This window comes from Planococcus lenghuensis (assembly GCF_001999905.1).
Taxonomy (GTDB): Bacteria; Bacillota; Bacilli; order Bacillales_A; family Planococcaceae; genus Indiicoccus; species Indiicoccus lenghuensis.
This window is the reverse complement of sequence record NZ_CP019640.1, coordinates 55,617-76,812: the sequence shown is the minus strand read 5'-3', so window position 1 is coordinate 76,812 and position 21,196 is coordinate 55,617. Positions and strand designations below refer to the sequence as shown.

The following is a 21,196-nucleotide window of genomic DNA, read 5'->3' as shown; positions in this document are numbered from 1 at the left end:
CTTACTAAAATGGTGAGCCATGAAGGATTCGAACCTTCGACCCTCTGATTAAAAGTCAGATGCTCTACCAACTGAGCTAATGGCTCGAAGTGGTGCCGGAGAAAGGAATTGAACCCTCAACCTACTGATTACAAGTCAGTTGCTCTGCCAATTGAGCTACTCCGGCATGACATGGTGGAGGATGACGGGATCGAACCGCCGACCCTCTGCTTGTAAGGCAGATGCTCTCCCAGCTGAGCTAATCCTCCATGTGTATGCCCAGCGACGTCCTACTCTCACAGGGGGAAGCCCCCAACTACCATCGGCGCAAGAGAGCTTAACTGCCGTGTTCGGGATGGGAACGGGTGTGGCCTCTCTGCCATCATCACTGGACTATTTGGTTTTGTTTTGAAAGACAAGATTTATTATATCAACTCTCACGAGTTTTACAAGCATTTTTTTAAAAGAAAGCCTGTTTTCTTGTTCACTCAAAACTGGATAACCGACATTGAAATGCTGTGGTGTCTAGCTCGGTGGCCAGGCCCTCGGGTCGTAAGCCGTCCCATTCTGGAAATCAGGATTTCCGCCATGGGCCGTCTCTACGCCGGTCGGGCCTTGCGTGGCCACCTGCGCTTTTCTTTGGTTAAGTCCTCGATCGATTAGTATTCGTCAGCTCCACATGTCGCCATGCGTCCACCCCGAACCTATCCACCTCATCGTCTTTGAGGGATCTTACTTACGTAAACGTAATGGGAAATCTCATCTTGAGGGGGCTTCATGCTTAGATGCTTTCAGCACTTATCCCGGCCACACATAGCTACCCAGCGATGCCTTTGGCAAGACAACTGGTACACCAGCGGTGTGTCCATCCCGGTCCTCTCGTACTAAGGACAGCGCCTCTCAAATTTCCTGCGCCCGCGACGGATAGGGACCGAACTGTCTCACGACGTTCTGAACCCAGCTCGCGTACCGCTTTAATGGGCGAACAGCCCAACCCTTGGGACCGACTACAGCCCCAGGATGCGATGAGCCGACATCGAGGTGCCAAACCTCCCCGTCGATGTGAACTCTTGGGGGAGATAAGCCTGTTATCCCCGGGGTAGCTTTTATCCGTTGAGCGATGGCCCTTCCATGCGGAACCACCGGATCACTAAGCCCGTCTTTCGACCCTGCTCGACGTGTCTGTCTCGCAGTCAAGCTCCCTTCTGCCTTTGCACTCTGCGAATGATTTCCAACCATTCTGAGGGAACCGTTGGGCGCCTCCGTTACTCTTTAGGAGGCGACCGCCCCAGTCAAACTGCCTGCCTGCCACTGTCTCCCCGGCCGATAAGGCCGGCGGGTTAGAAGTCCAATACAGCCAGGGTAGTATCCCACCATTGCCTCTGCGTAAGCTGGCGCTCACGCTTCTTCGGCTCCTACCTATCCTGTACAGGCTGTATCCAACTTCAATAGCAGGCTGCAGTAAAGCTCCACGGGGTCTTTCCGTCCTGTCGCGGGTAACCTGCATCTTCACAGGTACTATAATTTCACCGAGTCTCTCGTTGAGACAGTGCCCAGATCGTTACGCCTTTCGTGCGGGTCGGAACTTACCCGACAAGGAATTTCGCTACCTTAGGACCGTTATAGTTACGGCCGCCGTTTACTGGGGCTTCGGTTCGCACCTTCGCTTGCGCTAAGCGCTCCCCTTAACCTTCCAGCACCGGGCAGGCGTCAGCCCCTATACGTCACCTTACGGTTTTGCAGAGACCTGTGTTTTTGCTAAACAGTCGCCTGGGCCTATTCACTGCGGCTCTCTCGGGCTGTTCACCCAAAAGAGCACCCCTTCTCCCGAAGTTACGGGGTCATTTTGCCGAGTTCCTTAACGAGAGTTCTCTCGCACACCTTAGGATTCTCTCCTCGCCTACCTGTGTCGGTTTGCGGTACGGGCACCTCCCGCCTCGCTAGAGGCTTTTCTTGGCAGTGTGAAATCAGGGACTCCGGGGATACTTCCCCTCGCCATCACAGCCTGGTGGTTGTGGGAACGGGATTTGCCTCGTTCCCCACCTCACTGCTTGGACGTGCGCAACCAACGGCACGCTCACCCTATCCTCCTGCGTCCCCCCATTGCTCAAATGGCGGGGAGGTGGTACAGGAATATCAACCTGTTGTCCATCGTCTACGCCGTTCGGCCTCGACTTAGGTCCCGACTAACCCTGAGCGGACGAGCCTTCCTCAGGAAACCTTAGGCATTCGGTGGAAGGGATTCTCACCCTTCTTTCGCTACTCATACCGGCATTCTCACTTCTAAGCACTCCACCGGTCCTTCCGGTCCGGCTTCAACGCGGCTTAGAACGCTCTCCTACCACTGTTCATACGAACAGTCCGCAGCTTCGGTAATCCGTTTAGCCCCGGTACATTTTCGGCGCAGTGTCACTCGACCAGTGAGCTATTACGCACTCTTTAAATGATGGCTGCTTCTAAGCCAACATCCTGGTTGTCTAAGCAACGCCACATCCTTTTCCACTTAACGGATATTTGGGGACCTTAGCTGGCGGTCTGGGCTGTTTCCCTCTTGACGACGGATCTTATCACTCGCCGTCTGACTCCCAAGCACAAGTCACTGGCATTCGGAGTTTGTCTGAACTCGGTAACCCGGGATGGGCCCCTCATCCAAACAGTGCTCTACCTCCAGGACTCTTTCGCTTGAGGCTAGCCCTAAAGCTATTTCGGAGAGAACCAGCTATCTCCAGGTTCGATTGGAATTTCTCCGCTACCCACACCTCATCCCCGCACTTTTCAACGTGCGTGGGTTCGGGCCTCCAGTGAGTGTTACCTCACCTTCACCCTGGACATGGGTAGATCACCTGGTTTCGGGTCTGCGACCCCTTACTCATTCGCCCTATTCAGACTCGCTTTCGCTGCGGCTCCGCCTTCTCGGCTTAACCTTGCAAGGAATCGCAACTCGCCGGTTCATTCTACAAAAGGCACGCCATCACCCATTAACGGGCTCTGACTACTTGTAGGCACACGGTTTCAGGATCTGTTTCACTCCCCTTCCGGGGTGCTTTTCACCTTTCCCTCACGGTACTGGTACACTATCGGTCACTAGGGAGTATTTAGCCTTGGGAGATGGTCCTCCCGGATTCCGACGGAATTCCACGTGTTCCGCCGTACTCAGGATCCACTCGGGAGAGAAGCGCATTTCGCCTACGGGGCTGTTACCGCGTATCGCGGGCCGTTCCAGGCCGCTTCAGCTATGCGCTTCTTTTATCACTCCACTGTTGAGTGTCCTACAACCCCAAGAGGCAAGCCTCTTGGTTTGGGCTGTTCCCGTTTCGCTCGCCGCTACTTGGGGAATCGCATTTGCTTTCTCTTCCTCCGGGTACTTAGATGTTTCAGTTCCCCGGGTCTGCCTTCTCATGCGCTATGAATTCACGCATGGATCCCGCCCCATTACAGGCAGGGGGTTTCCCCATTCGGAAATCTCCGGATCGTCGCTTACGTACAGCTCCCCGAAGCATATCGGTGTTAGTGCCGTCCTTCTTCGGCTCCTAGTGCCAAGGCATCCACCGTGCGCCCTTTCTAACTTAACCTCAAATTAAAAAGAATCACGTGCATCACTCGCGTGATGCGGTGCTACTTTGGTTTGTTGCTTTCAATGTCGTATTATCCAGTTTTCAAAGAACAAGTCGTGAAGATCCTGAGACCTTCAAAACTGAACGCAAAACGCTAAGCGGACCAAACGGTCCGTTCCGAACTGTCTTCCGACAGAAATCCTTAGAAAGGAGGTGATCCAGCCGCACCTTCCGATACGGCTACCTTGTTACGACTTCACCCCAATCATCTGTCCCACCTTCGGCGGCTGGCTCCCGTAAGGGTTACCCCACCGACTTCGGGTGTTACAAACTCTCGTGGTGTGACGGGCGGTGTGTACAAGGCCCGGGAACGTATTCACCGCGGCATGCTGATCCGCGATTACTAGCGATTCCGGCTTCATGCAGGCGAGTTGCAGCCTGCAATCCGAACTGAGAACGGTTTTCTGGGATTCGCTTGCCCTTGCGGGGTTGCTGCCCTTTGTACCGTCCATTGTAGCACGTGTGTAGCCCAGGTCATAAGGGGCATGATGATTTGACGTCATCCCCACCTTCCTCCGGTTTGTCACCGGCAGTCACCTTAGAGTGCCCAACTGAATGCTGGCAACTAAGATCAAGGGTTGCGCTCGTTGCGGGACTTAACCCAACATCTCACGACACGAGCTGACGACAACCATGCACCACCTGTCACCGCTGCCCCCGAAGGGGAAGCCCTGTCTCCAGGGCGGTCAGCGGGATGTCAAGACCTGGTAAGGTTCTTCGCGTTGCTTCGAATTAAACCACATGCTCCACCGCTTGTGCGGGCCCCCGTCAATTCCTTTGAGTTTCAGCCTTGCGGCCGTACTCCCCAGGCGGAGTGCTTAATGCGTTAGCTGCAGCACTAAGGGGCGGAAACCCCCTAACACTTAGCACTCATCGTTTACGGCGTGGACTACCAGGGTATCTAATCCTGTTTGCTCCCCACGCTTTCGCGCCTCAGCGTCAGTTACAGACCAGAAAGTCGCCTTCGCCACTGGTGTTCCTCCACATCTCTACGCATTTCACCGCTACACGTGGAATTCCACTTTCCTCTTCTGCACTCAAGTCCTCCAGTTTCCAATGACCCTCCACGGTTGAGCCGTGGGCTTTCACATCAGACTTAAAAGACCGCCTGCGCGCGCTTTACGCCCAATAATTCCGGACAACGCTTGCCACCTACGTATTACCGCGGCTGCTGGCACGTAGTTAGCCGTGGCTTTCTGGTAAGGTACCGTCAAGGTACCAGCAGTTAACTGGTACGTGTTCTTCCCTTACAACAGAGTTTTACGATCCGAAAACCTTCTTCACTCACGCGGCGTTGCTCCGTCAGACTTTCGTCCATTGCGGAAGATTCCCTACTGCTGCCTCCCGTAGGAGTCTGGGCCGTGTCTCAGTCCCAGTGTGGCCGATCACCCTCTCAGGTCGGCTACGCATCGTCGCCTTGGTGGGCCACTACCCCACCAACTAGCTAATGCGCCGCGGGCCCATCCTGCAGTGACAGCGAGATGCCGTCTTTCCGCGGAACCTCATGCGAGGTTCCGACCTATCCGGTATTAGCACCGGTTTCCCGGAGTTATCCCGATCTGCAGGGCAGGTTGCCCACGTGTTACTCACCCGTCCGCCGCTAACGAACCGGGAGCAAGCTCCCGATTCGTCCGCTCGACTTGCATGTATTAGGCACGCCGCCAGCGTTCGTCCTGAGCCAGGATCAAACTCTCCGATATGGAGTCTTGATTGACTCTTGCTGGCGCAGCGGCCATGGTCACGGAGGTGACGCATGACGCGCCGCTATTTGATTCACTTAAGAATCGTGTTTGTTTCTTAGCGTTTTGCTGTTCAGTTTTCAAGGTTCAGTTCAGGTCGCTGTTGTTTGCAGCAACTTTACTAATATACCATGCCATCACGATAGCGTCAAGAAAAACCATTATTTTTCTTTTCGCTTTGTGCAACGCTTTGTGCAACGCTTTGTGCGACTTTCATATACTACCAGTTTGAATTTTCCCTGTCAACAAAAATTGAAGGAAGTTTTCCTGCTTTTTAGCAACATTGATCACTATACCACCACAAAAATACGTTCGCAAGCTTTTTTATTAAAAAAACAGGCAGAAAGAATAGATTCATTCTTTCTACCTGCTTAGTTAGCCAATCAGTCCCGTGGGCGCATCTGCGGAAATAGCAAAACATCCCGGATTGAGGCCGAATTAGTTAGTAACATAACTAGTCGATCAACTCCAATACCTAATCCTCCGGTTGGCGGCATGCCATATTCAAGTGCTTCAATGAAGTCTTCATCCATTTCATGAGCTTCATCATTTCCGGCCGCTTTCTCTGCTAATTGTGCTTCAAAGCGCTCCCGTTGATCAATCGGATCATTCAGTTCGGTAAAGGCGTTAGCATGCTCTCTTCGGACAATGAATAATTCAAAGCGATCGGTGAAACGATCATCTTCCGGGTTCTTCTTAGCAAGAGGTGAAATTTCAACAGGATGTCCATAGACGAAAGTCGGCTGAACGAGCTCTTCTTCAACTTTCTGCTCAAAAAACTCATTCAGGATATGACCGACTTCCATAGTGTCTTTAATTTCTACTCCATGTTCCTTGGCCAGCGCACGTGCTTCTGCCAAGGAAAGCTGCTGCCAAAAATCCGCACCGGTATATTTTTGTACGGCGTCTGCCATGTGCAGCCGCTCCCAGCCTGGCGCAAGATTGATTTCATCGTCACCATAACGCACTGTTGTCGTACCAAGAACTTCTTGCGAAATATGAGCAACTAAGTTCTCAGTCAAATTCATGACATCCTCAAAATCGGCATACGCCTCATAGAGTTCAAGCATTGTGAACTCAGGATTATGACGAGTTGAAATTCCCTCATTTCGGAATACACGTCCGATTTCATATACTTTTTCAAGTCCACCAACAATCAAACGCTTTAAGTGGAGCTCAATAGCAATCCGGACATACAATGCCATATCAAGTGCATTATGATGTGTAATGAATGGGCGAGCAGCCGCTCCTCCTGCAATCGAATGCAACATTGGTGTCTCTACCTCAAGGAACCCCGCATCATCCAAGTATCGGCGCATCGACTGAATAATCCGGCTACGAAGAATGAAAGTTTCTTTGCTTTCTTCACTTACAATGAGATCCAGATACCGCTGACGGTAACGCTGTTCCACGTCTTTAAGGCCATGGAATTTATCCGGAAGCGGCCGAAGAGCTTTTGAAAGAAATTCAACTTCTGTTGCTTTTACTGACAATTCGCCAACTTTTGTTTTGAAGACAGTTCCTTTTACTCCTACAATATCGCCAAGATCAGCTGTATTGAATAATTCATATATTTCTTCTCCAACTGTGTCTTGCCGTACATATATTTGAATCTGGCCAGCCAGATCTTGCAAGTGGGCGAATCCAGCTTTCCCCTTGCCTCGTTTTGTCATTATACGCCCTGCAATAATAACTTCGTGTGGAGTTTCAGCTAATTCTTCTTTTGTAAACTGATCAAATTGTTCTTTTATTTGTGCGGTTGAATGGCTTCGTTCAAAGCGCTTTCCGAACGGGTCCATCCCTCGTTCCCGGAACTCCTGCATTTTTTCGCGTCTGACCACCAGCTGGTCATTCAATTCTTCTGACATTCTGTTCACTCCTTCAATTCTTAGGCCTTACAATTTTCATCATCTTTCTATTGTACACATAAGCGCATGTCCACACAAAAAAGCCACCACGGCATGTGGCAGCAAATTTGCCATTCATATACGACTCGGCACTCACACTCAGTCAATTATTCAGCAAGATAGTTAACGATACTTACAGTAGACTGCTGTTCCTGTCTGCCTGATCAAACAGTTTTTGTATTCTATATTTAGGAAGTAAAATAAACCGCAGGTGTTAACTTACTCGCTGGCATTGAGAAACACCGTTAGATTCGGATATGTACGATATAGCTGCACATCTCCTTCTGCAGCTCGCACCAATTCCTTAAACAACCGTCCGCTTCGGGGATCCTGTAAATCCGGTTCCATTATCAGCAACGGAACGAGAACAAAAGCACGCTCGTACATACGGGGATGCGGAATAGTCAGTTCCTCCGTTTCCATATTGTCTTGATTATAGAGCAAAATGTCAAGGTCTATTGTCCGTGGTCCCCATCGAACAAGCCGTTCCCGGTGCAGCTGCTGCTCAATCACCTGACACACCTTGAGAAGTTCCAGTGAAGAAAGTGATGTCTTAACGGTTATTACCATATTGAGAAAAGCCTGCTGGTCTGTAAACCCCACCGGTTCCGTCTCGTAAACAGATGAGATGCCGTCCACCTCCACTTTAGAATGGGCATTTAGCAATCCAGCAGCTCGTTGCAGCATGTGTAAGCGATTCCCCATATTTGACCCAAGGGATATATAGCCTCTATTCATTACACCGTCCCCTTGTGATATCGACTGACACAGAGCGGTAATGCCCCGGGATAGGCGGATCAGGTTTCATAAATTGAACCCGAAGCGACTGAACGAGCGGAAAACTTTTTAAAATATTCGTTGCCACGTCTTCCGCAACGGCTTCAATTAGTTTCCTTGGTTCTCCTTCCACAATCCGCCGGCATAGTTCATATACTTCACCATAATGGACAGTGTACTCCAGCTCGTCTGTCTGCCCAGCCCGATTCAAATCCACTTCTAGAGAAACAGTCAGACGGAACCGTTGCCCCAGTTTGGTCTCTTCCGGTAACACACCATGATAGCCATAGAACTCCATATCGTTAATATGAATAAAATCCATTATCTCTCCTCCTCTAAAGACTGCTTCCCGGTCAATACATCGATCATTCGCAAAGCACGTACTGTTTCTTTTACATCATGGACCCGGATAATTTCACAGCCTTTTTCTGCGCCATAACAAGCCGTTGCCAGCGATCCTTCCAGCCGTTCAGATACAGGAGCTCCACTCAATGCTTTCCCGATAAAGGACTTCCGCGAAGTTCCAAGCAGAACGGGGTAACCAAGCATACAGAATTGGTCTAATAGCCGCATCATCTCTATGTTATGAATAGCTGTCTTTCCAAAACCAATTCCCGGATCAAGCCAAATCTTTTCTTGCTTCACGCCGGCAGCTCTGGCGATATTGATGCTTTCTCCAATATCCTGCTGTACATTCTCCCAGAAGTTTTCATATACCGCCCGCTTCCGGTTATGCATCAACACAATCGGGGCCCCATGGCTAGCCGCTGCCGCTGCTATTTCAGGATCATATTTTGCACCCCAGATGTCATTGATAATATCTGCTCCTGCCTCAAGTGCCGCATGCGCAACTTTCGATTTATATGTATCAATGGAGACAGGAATATCCCACTGTTCTTTCAGTAATCGAATGACCGGCACCACTCGTTCAATTTCTTCTTCCTCTGAAATTTGTTCATGTCCTGGACGTGTTGATTCACCGCCCACATCAATAATATCCGCTCCATCTGTTATTAGCTTCCCTGCATGCGTTAATGCACGTTCAACTGATCTAAATTGGCCACCGTCCGAAAACGAATCCGGTGTCACATTCAGGATTCCCATTACATGGGTTTTGTTTGCAAAATCAAAGTTCATAAGTTCTCACCTTTCGCTCATTCAACTTTCTCCATTTTAACGCCGAATTCAGCTGAAACATAAAGAAAAGCATGCGCAATGGCATGCTTTTCCTGTTTCAACTATTATTTTTCTTCGAATTGATACAGCGGTGTACTCAAATAGCGTTCGCCATTAGATGGAAGAATAGCAAGCACTTTCTTCCCTTTCCCCAGTCGCTTAGCCAGCTGCAGGGCTGCATAGATTGCCGCTCCAGAGGAAACGCCGCCTAGAATTCCTTCAGTGCGCGCCAGAGTCCGGGCAGTTTCATATGCCTGGTCGTTTGTAACCTGGATCACTTCATCGTAGATTTCAGTATCCAGCACATCCGGCACAAATCCAGCTCCAATACCTTGAATTTTATGAGGGCCTGGCTGTCCGCCAGAAAGGATTGCCGAATCCGCCGGCTCAACCGCTGCAAGCAAAATTTCCGGGTACTTTTCTTTCAGTACACTGCCTGCCCCTGTGATGGTGCCGCCTGTGCCGATCCCGGAGACAAACGCATCCAGCTGATCGCCCATTGCTTCAACAATCTCAGGTCCTGTTGTCAGACGATGGATTTCCGGGTTTGCTTCGTTCTTGAACTGCTGCGGCATGAAATAATTATTTTCCTGTGCCAGTTCTTCCGCTTTTCCAATGGCTGCTTTCATACCACCTGCTCCAGGAGTAAGGACAAGTTCCGCTCCATAAGCCCGGAGGAGATTCCGGCGTTCCATACTCATCGTGTCCGGCATAACTAATACTGTTTTATACCCTTTTGCTGCCGCCACCATTGCCAGACCGATTCCCGTGTTTCCGCTGGTCGGTTCAATGATTGTGTCGCCTTCCTTCAGGTTGCCGGCTTTTTCGGCTGCTTCAATCATAGCCAAAGCAATCCGGTCTTTTACACTACTGCCCGGGTTGAAGAATTCCAGTTTTGCATATACTTCTGCATCTTCCGGTCCTGTCAGTCTGTTCAATTTTACGATAGGTGTCTGTCCAATCAGATCATTTACTGAGTTTCCAATTCGAGCCATGCTATCCACTCCTAATCCCCACTAGTTTTATCGGTTATGTTCCAGTACAATCGTATCAATGTTCCTGTTTACGGTCAATTTTGAACAATCAAGAAATTGATGGTTATTCAAGCCGCCCGCAACATAACGTGTTAACTGCTACTGTTTCCGATTCACAGGGCAACGGAATACGGATTTAAAATCAACTAAAAAACGCCCTCGAAAAAGGGCGTTTTCTAGTTTGCTATATTCGGTTTGATTAAGCGCGAAGTTCTTCGATCAATGTTTCAAGTTCGCCTTTTGAATACTCATACTTTTCCATGCAAAAATGGCATTGTGCTTCCGCCATTCCATCCTCTTCGATCATATCTTGAATCTCTTGTTCACCAAGTCCCATAATTCCACGGGCAAATCGGTCTTTTGAACAATTACAATCGAAATGCACCGGCTTTTTATCCAAAATTTGAACATTTTCTTTCCCAAGAACTTCTGCCAACACTTCTTCAGGTGTCAGTCCGCGCTGAATCAGTTTTGAAATTGGTTCAACACTTGAAATTCGCTCTTCAATTTTAGCAATTGTTTCGTCATCTGTTCCAGGCATGAGCTGAATAATAAACCCGCCTGCTGCAATAATAGAATTGTCTGTATCGACCAATACACCAAGGCCAACTGAAGAAGGTACTTGCTCAGAGACAGCAAAGTAATACGTAAAGTCTTCAGCGACTTCACCGGACACGATTGGCGTTTGCCCCGTAAAGTAATCACGAAGGCCCAAATCTTTCACAACAGAAAGCATTCCCTCTGTTCCAACAGCCCCTCGGACATCCAGTTTCCCTTGTTCATTCAGATCCAGATGGGTTTGCGGATTGGTTACATAACCGCGCACTCCGCCGTTAGCATCACTGTCTACCAGTACCAGACCAATTGGTCCTTTACCTTCCAGTTTCAAAGTAATTTTATCATTACCTTTCAGCATAGCCCCCATCATGACACCCGCTGTCATCGTACGTCCAAGCGCAGCAGAAGCTGTCGGCCACATCATATGGCGTCGCTGAGCTTCTCCTACTGTTTTAGTTGTATCTGCAGCAAATGCACGGACCTGTCCATCAAAAGCAAGTCCTCTTACTAAATAATCTCCCATCAAAATCGTTCCTTTCTTTGCGTATCATTCCGTTTATAAATTAAATGCAATCCCTTTAATGTCAAAAAAGGATCGACAATATCAATTACATTGGACTCAGCAGCGATTAACTTCGCCAAGCCGCCTGTCGCAATAACAGTCGGTTCTTTTCTGCTCTGTGCTTTCATACGGTTCACGATACCTTCCGCCTGACCGACGTACCCAAAAACGATGCCGGCCTGCATGGCAGTGACGGTATTTTTACCGACTACTTGCTCAGGCCGTACAATTTCAATTCGAGGCAGTTTGGATGCATACGTGTAAAGCGCTTCTGTTGAAATTCCAATCCCTGGAGCAATTGCACCGCCGATATAGCGAGCAGATTCATCAATATAGCAATACGTCGTTGCTGTACCGAAATCGACGATAACCAGCGGGCTTCCATATTCGTGTATTGCAGCAACTGCATTCACAATCCGATCCGCGCCTACTTCCCGCGGATTTTCATACTTGATATTCAAGCCGGTTTTTACGCCTGGACCGACAATGAGCGGTTTTAGCTGAAAGTACTTTTCACACATCCGCTCAAGTGAAAACATGATCGGCGGCACTACCGACGATATAGCAATCCCTTGAATATTTTCAAACGATAACCCGACATGATTCAGGAGCTGTTTCAGCTGCATCGCGAATTCATCTTCTGTCTTGCGGCGATCTGTTTCCATCCGCCAGTAGTGAGTCAGCTGATCCCCGCTATAAACACCGAGCATGATATTCGTATTGCCTACATCCAGCACTAAAATCATTTTTCTGCCTCACTTTTTGTCCAGCTTCTGAAATTTCCAACACATCATACCACATTCACACTAGAAGAAAAAAGCTGATTGACTTCCCTTATTATAAGGGAATGATCAATCAGCTTCATGCATTCTTACTTGCGGTCTTCCTGGAAAGGTCCGCGCGGGTTGTCTTCTCCCGCTTCTTCTGCCGGCAAGTCACCAGCGGAAGGATCGTTTGGAGAACCTGTAACATCCGGATTCACTTTTTCTTTATCATTTTCGTCTACTACGTCATTTCCGTACTCCCCGTTGAGCGTTTCATATTCACGCTCCGGCAGTGTACCATGTTCCTGTAAGTGAAGGATCTGTGCGGCATCAAGTGTCTCCACTTCAAGCAAGGTTGTTGCGATCAACCGAAGCAGATCTTCTTTTTCAGTCAGAATTTTTTTCGTGCGCTCATACTGTTCTTTAATAATGCGCTGCATCTCCTGGTCAATCTCGAATGCGATGTCGTCCGAGTAATTTTGATCAGAATTGAAATCGCGACCCAGGAATACATTTCCTCCAGAAGCCTGGCCGAACTGAACAGGACCGATCTTATCACTCATCCCGTATTCAGTGACCATGCTGCGTGCAATCTGTGTCGCACGCTGGAAGTCATTATGCGCACCGGTTGAAACTTCGCCAAAAATGATATCTTCTGCAACACGGCCGCCAAGGAGACCGGCAATTTTATCAAGAAGTTCGGGCTTGGTCATGAAGTAACGGTCTTCTCTTGGAAGCATTACCGCATACCCGCCAGCCTGGCCACGCGGGACGATTGTGACTTTGTGAACTACATCTGCATCATCAAGCGTCAATCCGACGACTGTGTGACCGGATTCGTGGAAAGCCACGATATTCCGTTCTTTCTCAGAGATTACCCGGTTCTTCTTCGCTGGTCCAGCGATGACCCGGTCTGTTGCTTCATCAATATCAGACATATCGATCTTATCTTTATTACGGCGCGCCGCCACGAGTGCTGATTCATTCAGGAGATTTTCAAGATCCGCCCCCGAAAAGCCTGGTGTACGCTGGGCAACAGCTTTTAAGTCTACAGTGTCACTTAGCGGCTTATTGCGTGCGTGTACTTGCAGGACTTCCTGACGCCCTTTAACATCCGGACGGCCAACAGTAATCTGACGGTCGAAACGGCCTGGACGCAGAAGTGCCGGGTCAAGAATATCCGGACGGTTCGTTGCTGCGATAATGATGATTCCTTCATTTGCACCAAATCCATCCATTTCAACGAGCAATTGGTTCAGCGTCTGTTCACGCTCATCGTGACCACCGCCAAGACCGGCGCCACGCTGGCGTCCAACTGCATCAATTTCATCAATAAAGATGATACATGGTGAATTCTTCTTCGCGTTTTCAAACAAGTCACGGACACGGGATGCCCCGACTCCTACAAACATCTCTACAAAATCCGAACCACTGATGGAGAAGAACGGTACGCCTGCTTCTCCGGCAACTGCACGTGCAAGAAGTGTTTTACCAGTACCCGGAGGTCCGACAAGCAAAATCCCTGTTGGAATCCGTGCACCGATGCTAGAGAATTTTCGTGGATCTTTCAGGAAGTCAACCACTTCCACAAGTTCCTGTTTTTCTTCATCTGCTCCCGCAACATCGCGGAAACGGACTTTCTTCTTTTCATCATTATACAGCTTCGCTTTGCTCTTTCCGAAGTTCATGACACGGCCACCGCCGCCCTGAGCCTGGTTAAGCAGGAAGAAGAACAGAATGAAAATGATCACAAACGGGATAATGCCAGTAAGGAACTGAACCCATCCGCTTGTCTGCGGTGCTTTCAGGTAATTGACCACTACCTCTTCGCTAAGTGCCAGTTCATCAATCTGGTTAATCAGTTCATCGTTTTCCAGCGGGATATTTGTGATGAAGGATTCACCTTCTTCATAGTCCGCCAATTCACCTCTTACTTCATATACCATGGCATCCGGCTGAATCGTCACTTCCGTTATGTCGCCTTCAGCAAGAGCAGTCAAGAATTCATCATACCCTATATTCTCTGTCGGCTGATTGCTGTTGTTAAATGTTCCCAAAATCCCGATAATAACCAGGAATATCAATAGATAGAATATGGTGTATCGAAATATCCGATTCATCCCGAGCCTCCTCACAAGGTTTGCAAAAACTATACTAAATACTACCACAGTGACAATTGACCGGACAATGAAAAGCCCTTACATCAAATCGGTATTTACAGAATTGTGAATAGTTTTTGACTAAGCTTCTTCGCCGCCGTATATATATGGTTTTAAAACACCAATATACGGCAGATTGCGATATTTCTCTGCATAATCAAGTCCATATCCGACCACGAATGCATCCGGCACTTCAAAGCCGATATAATCCGCTTTCAAATCCACCTTGCGACCGCTCGGTTTATCAAGCAGCGTTACGATCTTAATCGATTTCGCCTTCCGGTACTTGAATAGATCAACGAGATAGCTTAATGTCAGTCCGCTATCGATAATGTCTTCAATGATCAAAATATCGCGTCCTTCAACGCTTGTATTCAGATCCTTAATAATTTTAACTTCTCCTGAAGATACAGTGGCATTTCCATAGCTGGACACATCCATGAAATCCATTTCGAGGTAGCAATCCATGCGCTTGATCAAATCACCCATGAATGGCAGTGCGCCTTTTAATACACCAATCGCCAGCGGGAATTTATCCTCATAGTCCCGAGTCAGCTGATCACCCAACTCACGCGTTTTTTCACGGATTTCTTCTTCTGCAATTAAAATTTCTTCGATGTCATTACGTAGCATTGTGTCCTCCTAAATTCTGTTCACTTTTCTGCCTGCCCTGTAACCGGTTGTGTTATCAGCAGCCAGTCGCCATGCGCCGGCGATTCCGTTAAATGCTTGGACGCTCTAAATCCGGGTATTAGCAGTACCTCATCTTCCTTCGTAACAATCAATGGCCAATTTTCCCGCAGGACGAGCGGTACTTTTTCATCAATCATCAGACGTGCGACTTTTTTAGGCCTGTCCATTCCCGCCAGTTGGATGCGATCACCATTTTTCCGCTTTCGGATGATCAGTGGCAGTCTTTCCTCCGGTGAGAAATACCAGATTGCCACATCTCCCATCTCAGCCTTCTCCGCAGCAGATACTACCTTGAAGCGATAACCGGCCACGGGTTCTGACCAGTCGGAGCCAATGATAATTTCCCGGTCATCAGACGCCTGTTCTGCTCGGTCAGCCGAAAGAAAGCGGACATCATCATACTCGCGGATCATGAGCAGATCATGCGGTAAATGCAGAAAAACAGTACCTGATGAACAGCGCAGAATCTCTTGCATTTGTTCAGCCAGCTGTACCGTCAAGTTCACATGTTTTTTCGGGTATAGATAGCTTAATAGTAGAGGAAGCATTCTTTTTTGTAAAGCGGCCGGGCACTGGCGGAACGCTTGAGCTGACATTTCAATATGGTTCCCTGACTTGGACTTGCTCACAAGTTCAGCAAGTCGCTGACCGGCTGCTTCCTCTAAGTATTGCTGGTCCTGCTGCACGCTCTCTGCAAGTAAAGCAGCCTGAACCGCCGCCTCAGGGTTTTCCTCTTTCAAAAGCGGTATGACCTGCAGGCGGAGCCGGTTGCGTGTGTATGCAGCTGAAAAATTGCTAGGATCCTGCCTAAAAGCAAGGTCTGACGCAGCGACATAGTTCTCAATTGCCAGTCGACTTACCGTCAAAAATGGACGGACGAGTTGTCCGCCTTCGATAGGTCTGCTGACAGGTATGCCAAAACTGCCGGTCTGTAATGTACCGCGGAGCCCCGTCATCAAGAGGCTTTCCAGCTGGTCATCCGCATGGTGTGCAGTGGCCAGTTTCTGAATCCGTTCTCTTTTCATCACTTCAGTAAAATACTGGTAACGTACCTTTCGGCTTACAGCCTGCCGGTTTCCACCTTCCGCTTTCAGCAGATCAGGCACTGGAATAGCCGTACTGTAACATGGCACTCCCCACTTCCGGCATACTTCCTCAACAAACAAGCGATCGGCTGCAGACTCTTCACCACGGAGCATATGGTCAACATGCACAGCACTGAGCTGAATATCCAGCGTCTGTTCATGCTGCTTCAGTACGTGCAGAAGGGCTATAGAATCAGCGCCGCCTGAACAGGCGACACACACGCGGTCACCGGCCCTGAGCAATCTTTTTTTCTTAATAAATGCCAGGACTTGTTGTGGAAAACCCCTCATTTCCCTGTACCTCCAGATAAAAACTACATTAAAAAACTGTTTGACACTTTACCGGAAACGGTAGTATGATAATTCTTGTTCGTTTGAATAAAGGCGGCGTAGCTCAGCTGGCTAGAGCGTACGGTTCATACCCGTAAGGTCGGGGGTTCGATCCCCTCTGCCGCCATTTCAAGAAAAGGGAAGCTGAACCGTCTGCTTGTCACGACAAGCGTACAACGGATTCAAATCCTGCAGAAGTCATCACTGAATTTACAGCGGCATTCCAATCGGAGTGCCGCTTTTCTGTTTTATGCATGACAATTGAACGTTCATACTGCCTATGGCTGTCCTTATTTAGAAGATGATAAAAAACGCTTCCCGAAAGAAGCGTCTCAATCAACAACTGTTCAGCTGTCATTTAAGCATTTTTTCTATGCCATTAAAACAATCAGCAAGTTAGCCTCTTTTCGCTCCACGACCGCCGCGTTTTGATTCGGTTGCCCGTTTCAATGTTGACAGACGTTCATCACTGTCTTTCAGAAACTTCGCCATTTTTGATTCAAAATTCTCTTTTGGTGGCTGCCGATCAAATGAACGGTTTGGCCGAGGACGTCGTGGACGCTCTGTCGTCCCTTCAGGCTGCGGTTTTGCTTTACGGATGGAAAGGCCGATTTTTCCGTCAGCTTCAACATTCATCACTTTCACTTCAACCATTTCGCCGACTTTCAAGTGATCATTAATGTCTTTTACATAATTATCTGCCACTTCACTGATATGCACGAGGCCCGTTTTGCCGTTTGGAAGCTCTACAAAAGCTCCAAAATTCGTGATCCCTGTAACCTTTCCTTCTACCTTGCTGCCTACTTCAATTGACATAAAAAAAATGTTCCTCCTTAAAATTTTATGGCGTCATCCCTGCTATCATATTAAGCATGCGAGACTCCACCCGTTACCTTAATTATAAACATCAAAAAAAGAGTGTCAACTGACTACTCTTTTCCGTCTTCATTTTCTTCATTTTCAGGAATCGAAAAGATGATTTCTCCTTCTTCTGACAGGAAATACTCTTTCCGGGCTAATTTTGCGAGATAGTCTTCATCATTCAGCAGCTGAATATGTTCTTCGAGCTTTATTTGTTTATCCTCTGCTGCTTCAAGTTCCGCAACCGCTTCCGCTTTTTCCTCTTTTTTATCTGCAATATCCCGTGTCTGTGAATACATAGTAGTTACGATCCATAGCAGGCAAATTGCCGCAAGGATACCGAAAACAGATAGCCTTCTAACTAGTCGTATTTTATGCGCTTGCTGCTTTTTTTCCTGCAATTCAACAGAGCGAACATAGTCATTCTGGATTGAAGTAACTCCCTGATCCGTCGATTTTCGTTTGTTCTTCAAGCCCATGACCTACCCTCCTCACGCTGTGCTGGTTTTATTATACAAAAATTCCACTGTGAACATAAGGGGGGAGTCCCCCCTTTTTTCACTTTTTTACATTATGTTTCATCATCAATAAATTCCGGTTCGACTTTCGCCAGTTTTTCTTCCCGTAAAATGGTGTACATGGCTGCCGTCTCTTCTTTTCTGGCGTTTTCACGCAGCTGATCGACTTTTGCGATCACTACTTTTTGCCCGAAGCGGATCTCCAGTTCATCGCCTTCTTTCAAGACGGAACTTGCCTTCGCTTTTTTACCGTTAATCGCTACGCGGCCCTGGTCTGCCACTTCTTTTGCCAATGTCCGCCGCTTGATCAGCCGGGATACTTTCAAAAATTTATCCAGTCGCATTATCTCATTCCTTTCTCTTCAGCTGTTTCGCTTCGTTCCAGAAACCGTCCAGTTCTTCAAGTGTATATGCTTCAAACCGACCGGCGTCTTTCGCCACCCGTTTTTCCACGTAGCCGAACCTTTCCCGGAATTTAGCATTCGCCTTTACCATCGCTTCTTCCGGTGAAAGATTATAAAATCGCGCAATATTGACGAGTGTAAACAGCAGATCACCAAATTCTTCAAGCTGATCATCTGTTGTCCCATTCGCCACTTCCTGTTTGAATTCCTGCAGCTCTTCCTGGAATTTATCCCAGGCACCTTCGCTGTCACGCCATGTGAAGCCTACTTTCGCTGCTTCTTTCTGATAATTGAATGATGTCTGAAGGGAAGAACTGAACCGGAATTGGTCAGCCAGCAAGGAAACGGGGAGTTCCTTTTCGTTTTTCTTGATCTGCTGCCAGTTTGCCGTCACTTCTTCCGATGTTTCTGCCTTCACGTCCCCAAACACATGCGGATGCCGGCGAATCATTTTTTCGCTGACCTTATTCAGTACATCTTCCAGCTGAAAATAGCCGTTATCCTGTCCGATTTGGGCATGCAGGAATACCTGAAGCAGCACATCACCCAGCTCTTCTGCAATTGCTTCATCATCTTCCTGCTGAATGGCCGCCAGCAGCTCGTGGGTTTCTTCCAGTAAGTACGGCATGAGTGATTCGTGCGTCTGTTCCCGGTCCCACGGACAACCACCAGGACCTCTCAACACTGCGATAATATCGCGGAACGTCTGCCACTCCCGCAGTCGCTCTTCCTGTTCTGTTACCGGCGGCACGTAAACCGTCGTTAAATTATTCAATTCAGCCGACCGGTCAAGCTCGAATAACGGAACTGTCCGAATCAGTTCCTGTTTAGAACCCGCCGCTGTTGCAATCGTTACCGGGTAATCGTCCGGATATTTTTCCATCAAAGCAAGTTTGACTTCGGAAGCACTGAACATATCATACACTTGCGCAATCAGAATATGTTGAGTCATATTAATCCGTTGTATATCAAACGAAGTGCCATCGACCAGCTGAAACCCATCAATCGGATCAATGCGGAGAGCGCTGAAAAGCGGATCCAGAAAACTCTGGCCTCCTTCAATTCGGATCAAGCACTTTCCCTGCCGCTCATAATCGATCAAATGCTGTACGGTCATTTCTGCAATGAGCGGATGCCCGGGCACCGCATAAGTTATATCCCCTTCGGATGCAAGTGTCAGGAGGCTATCCGCAATTTCCCGGTATACCGGCTCAAATGTATCATGTTTTTCATAAACCTCATCAAAGCTGCTGAAAACCGTTCCTTCAGCCGCCAAGTCAGTCAACGCCGGGTGGTCGGCAGTCCGGACAAAAAGCTGTTCCGCATTTTTTAGTTTTCTGTAGCACCCGAGCGGGAGCTGTTCTAAATCCCCTGCTCCGAGACCGATGATTTGAATTGTGTTCAACGAAGTTCCCCCTTTCTTTTGTTCTTATTCATCCATAACTGAAACTTGGCCATTTTCCTTCCAAAAGGAATAACATACCACTCCTTCTCAGAAAGGATACGCATTTTAGCAGCGGCTGCAAGAAAAACTGCTGCGCCGACTGCTGCGGCGGTCAATGCTGTGCAGGCAGCTGATAAGCGATCCGGCAAGCTATTAAACAGCAAACTATCCGCCAATAAAATCCAGCTGAGAACACACACAGCCATCGACACCAATGCAGCGGCCATTTTCCTGTAATAAGCGAACGGAGCGAAACGAATCGGCCATGTTCGTTTAAAGTAATAGTAAAGACTTGCTGTCGAAATGATGAGCGCGATATTGCCGGCAAGCGCTGCACCCATGATGCCAAGCGCCGGAACCAGCACAACATTCCCTGTCCATTTCAGGATCAGGCCAGCAAGCAGCAGCAGTGCCGGCACCTTTTCTTTCCCGGCACCTTGAAGGATGGCCATCCAGACCAGCAGCAGCGAGACCCACATCACTTGGATGCTGAAGACTGCCAACGTTGCTGACCCTTCCGTTGTCTTAAACAGCATTTCATTGACATAAGGCATTGTCAGTATAAGACCCGCTGTTGTCGCTGCCGCAATTAACAGTGCTGCCCGGAATGACAGGCGGACATAATGCTCCGGTGGGCGCCCGCCGGGTTTTCGGTCCATGCGGGCGACGAGCGGGACAATGGACAGTGCGAGTGAGGACGCGAGCAGAAGACCAAATTGAACCAATGGCTGCGCCCGGTCATAGACTCCCTTGCGTTCCATTGCCTCCAATCGCGGCAAGCCGCTTTCTTCCAGTAATCGAAAAACGGTAAAGGAGTCGGCAAGCTGAAAAAGCAGCAGCAGCAGAGAACTGAAACTGAGGCTTACGCTAAGTGCCGTCATTTTACGGACAGTCGGCCATAATGCTACCTTTGACCGCACAGTGAAACCCCACCCGGTTCTCGCCGTATATAAAACCAGCAGCGTAACGCCCGCCAGTTCGCCTGCTATTGTTCCCCATAACGCGGCTGCGCCTGCCGCATAGATTGAAAATCCGTATGATACAACGATCCATGTTCCAATCAATATAACAAAGACACGAACTGTCTGTTCGAAAACCTGTGCAGATGCAACAGGACCCATATCTTGGTCAGCTTGAGAGAATCCTTTTAATACGGCAAGTACAGGCATCAGCAGCACCGCCAGCGCACTGATTTTTAAAAGCGGCGCCAGCTCGGAATCCCCCATCCAATCCGCCAGAAGCGGGGAGCCGAAAAACAGCAGTCCGAATACAATAATGGCGAAACCTGAAATACAACCAAACGCTATCCGTAATATGGCCCCTTCCTCTTCTTCGCGGCTGTCAGCCAGCATTTTCGACACTGCTACTGAAAAACCGTAGGAAGTCCAGGCTGTGAACACTCCGACGAACGGATAGATCTGCTGGTATACATAAAATCCTCTGTCTCCTGCCAGGTTCTGAAAAGGCACCCGGTATGCGACGCTTAATAGTTTCACAATAAACCCTGCCATCAACAGCAGGGAAGCCCCTTTCATAAAAGAAGCCATGGTTGACCGGTCTTTCATGCCTGCATTCATTCCCGTTCTCGCCAT

Annotated in this window: 15 protein-coding genes, 4 tRNA genes and 3 rRNA genes; 1 reads left to right on the top strand and 21 read right to left on the bottom strand. The window is 48.6% G+C overall.

Annotated features, from left to right (window positions below):
* Positions 1–10: 10 nt before the first annotated feature.
* From B0X71_RS00370 to tilS, 16 genes are all read right to left on the bottom strand, one after another.
* Positions 11–86 (bottom strand) — tRNA-Lys (locus B0X71_RS00370).
* 4 nt (positions 87–90) lie between these two features.
* Positions 91–166 (bottom strand) — tRNA-Thr (locus B0X71_RS00365).
* Positions 167–172: 6 nt separating this feature from the next.
* Positions 173–248 (bottom strand) — tRNA-Val (locus B0X71_RS00360).
* Between the two features lie 8 nt (positions 249–256).
* Positions 257–372: ribosomal RNA gene (gene rrf / locus B0X71_RS00355) — 5S ribosomal RNA — on the bottom strand.
* Positions 373–618: 246 nt separating this feature from the next.
* Positions 619–3,551, bottom strand: a 23S ribosomal RNA gene (locus B0X71_RS00350).
* Between the two features lie 188 nt (positions 3,552–3,739).
* Positions 3,740–5,293: ribosomal RNA gene (locus tag B0X71_RS00345) — 16S ribosomal RNA — on the bottom strand.
* The 16S, 23S and 5S rRNA genes sit together here with 3 tRNA genes alongside, the layout of an rRNA operon.
* 422 nt (positions 5,294–5,715) lie before the next feature.
* On the bottom strand, positions 5,716–7,200 hold the full coding sequence (gene lysS, locus B0X71_RS00340; RefSeq protein WP_077587608.1) for a lysine--tRNA ligase: 1,485 nt from the start codon (positions 7,198–7,200) through the stop codon (positions 5,716–5,718).
* 258 nt (positions 7,201–7,458) lie between these two features.
* A complete protein-coding gene (gene folK, locus B0X71_RS00335; RefSeq protein WP_077587607.1) occupies positions 7,459–7,977 on the bottom strand; it encodes a 2-amino-4-hydroxy-6-hydroxymethyldihydropteridine diphosphokinase in 519 nt (172 codons plus the stop codon).
* Positions 7,970–8,338: a dihydroneopterin aldolase gene (gene folB / locus B0X71_RS00330; RefSeq protein WP_077587606.1), complete on the bottom strand. Its 369-nt coding sequence runs from the start codon at positions 8,336–8,338 to the stop codon at positions 7,970–7,972. Before folB ends, folK begins: the two co-directional genes overlap by 8 nt.
* On the bottom strand, positions 8,338–9,153 hold the full coding sequence (gene folP / locus B0X71_RS00325) for a dihydropteroate synthase (RefSeq protein WP_077587605.1): 816 nt from the start codon (positions 9,151–9,153) through the stop codon (positions 8,338–8,340). Before folP ends, folB begins: the two co-directional genes overlap by 1 nt.
* A 104-nt stretch (positions 9,154–9,257) precedes the next feature.
* Positions 9,258–10,187 carry a cysteine synthase A gene (gene cysK, locus B0X71_RS00320; RefSeq protein ID WP_077587604.1) on the bottom strand — a complete coding sequence of 310 codons (930 nt, stop codon included), beginning with the start codon at positions 10,185–10,187 and terminating at the stop codon, positions 9,258–9,260.
* 238 nt (positions 10,188–10,425) lie between these two features.
* Positions 10,426–11,307, bottom strand: coding sequence for an Hsp33 family molecular chaperone HslO (hslO, locus tag B0X71_RS00315; RefSeq protein ID WP_077587603.1), 882 nt, complete (start codon positions 11,305–11,307; stop codon positions 10,426–10,428).
* Positions 11,307–12,092: a type III pantothenate kinase gene (locus B0X71_RS00310; protein WP_077587602.1), complete on the bottom strand. Its 786-nt coding sequence runs from the start codon at positions 12,090–12,092 to the stop codon at positions 11,307–11,309. The genes hslO and B0X71_RS00310 overlap by 1 nt, the downstream gene beginning before the upstream one ends.
* 125 nt (positions 12,093–12,217) lie before the next feature.
* Positions 12,218–14,230 carry an ATP-dependent zinc metalloprotease FtsH gene (gene ftsH, locus B0X71_RS00305; protein WP_077587601.1) on the bottom strand — a complete coding sequence of 671 codons (2,013 nt, stop codon included), beginning with the start codon at positions 14,228–14,230 and terminating at the stop codon, positions 12,218–12,220.
* A gap of 120 nt (positions 14,231–14,350) precedes the next feature.
* The gene (hpt, locus tag B0X71_RS00300) at positions 14,351–14,902 is read right to left on the bottom strand and encodes a hypoxanthine phosphoribosyltransferase (protein WP_077587600.1); all 552 of its coding nucleotides are present in this window, start codon (positions 14,900–14,902) and stop codon (positions 14,351–14,353) included.
* A 20-nt stretch (positions 14,903–14,922) separates the two neighbouring features.
* The gene (tilS, locus tag B0X71_RS00295) at positions 14,923–16,338 is read right to left on the bottom strand and encodes a tRNA lysidine(34) synthetase TilS (RefSeq protein ID WP_077587599.1); all 1,416 of its coding nucleotides are present in this window, start codon (positions 16,336–16,338) and stop codon (positions 14,923–14,925) included.
* 92 nt (positions 16,339–16,430) lie between these two features.
* On the opposite strand from tilS, the gene B0X71_RS00290 reads away from it, so the two are divergent.
* Positions 16,431–16,504: transfer RNA gene (locus B0X71_RS00290), tRNA-Met, on the top strand.
* A gap of 269 nt (positions 16,505–16,773) precedes the next feature.
* On the opposite strand, the gene B0X71_RS00280 is transcribed toward B0X71_RS00290, so the two are convergent.
* From B0X71_RS00280 to B0X71_RS00260, 5 genes are all read right to left on the bottom strand, one after another.
* Positions 16,774–17,193: a S1 domain-containing RNA-binding protein gene (locus B0X71_RS00280; protein ID WP_077587597.1), complete on the bottom strand. Its 420-nt coding sequence runs from the start codon at positions 17,191–17,193 to the stop codon at positions 16,774–16,776.
* A 113-nt stretch (positions 17,194–17,306) separates the two neighbouring features.
* On the bottom strand, positions 17,307–17,717 hold the full coding sequence (locus tag B0X71_RS00275; protein ID WP_077587596.1) for an FtsB family cell division protein: 411 nt from the start codon (positions 17,715–17,717) through the stop codon (positions 17,307–17,309).
* A gap of 92 nt (positions 17,718–17,809) precedes the next feature.
* Complete coding sequence (locus B0X71_RS00270; RefSeq protein ID WP_077587595.1) at positions 17,810–18,100, bottom strand: RNA-binding S4 domain-containing protein; 291 nt, start codon at positions 18,098–18,100, stop codon at positions 17,810–17,812.
* Between the two features lie 4 nt (positions 18,101–18,104).
* Positions 18,105–19,565 carry a bifunctional methyltransferase/pyrophosphohydrolase YabN gene (gene yabN / locus B0X71_RS00265; RefSeq protein ID WP_077587594.1) on the bottom strand — a complete coding sequence of 487 codons (1,461 nt, stop codon included), beginning with the start codon at positions 19,563–19,565 and terminating at the stop codon, positions 18,105–18,107.
* On the bottom strand, positions 19,562–21,196 hold the full coding sequence (locus B0X71_RS00260; protein WP_232336745.1) for a putative polysaccharide biosynthesis protein: 1,635 nt from the start codon (positions 21,194–21,196) through the stop codon (positions 19,562–19,564). Before B0X71_RS00260 ends, yabN begins: the two co-directional genes overlap by 4 nt.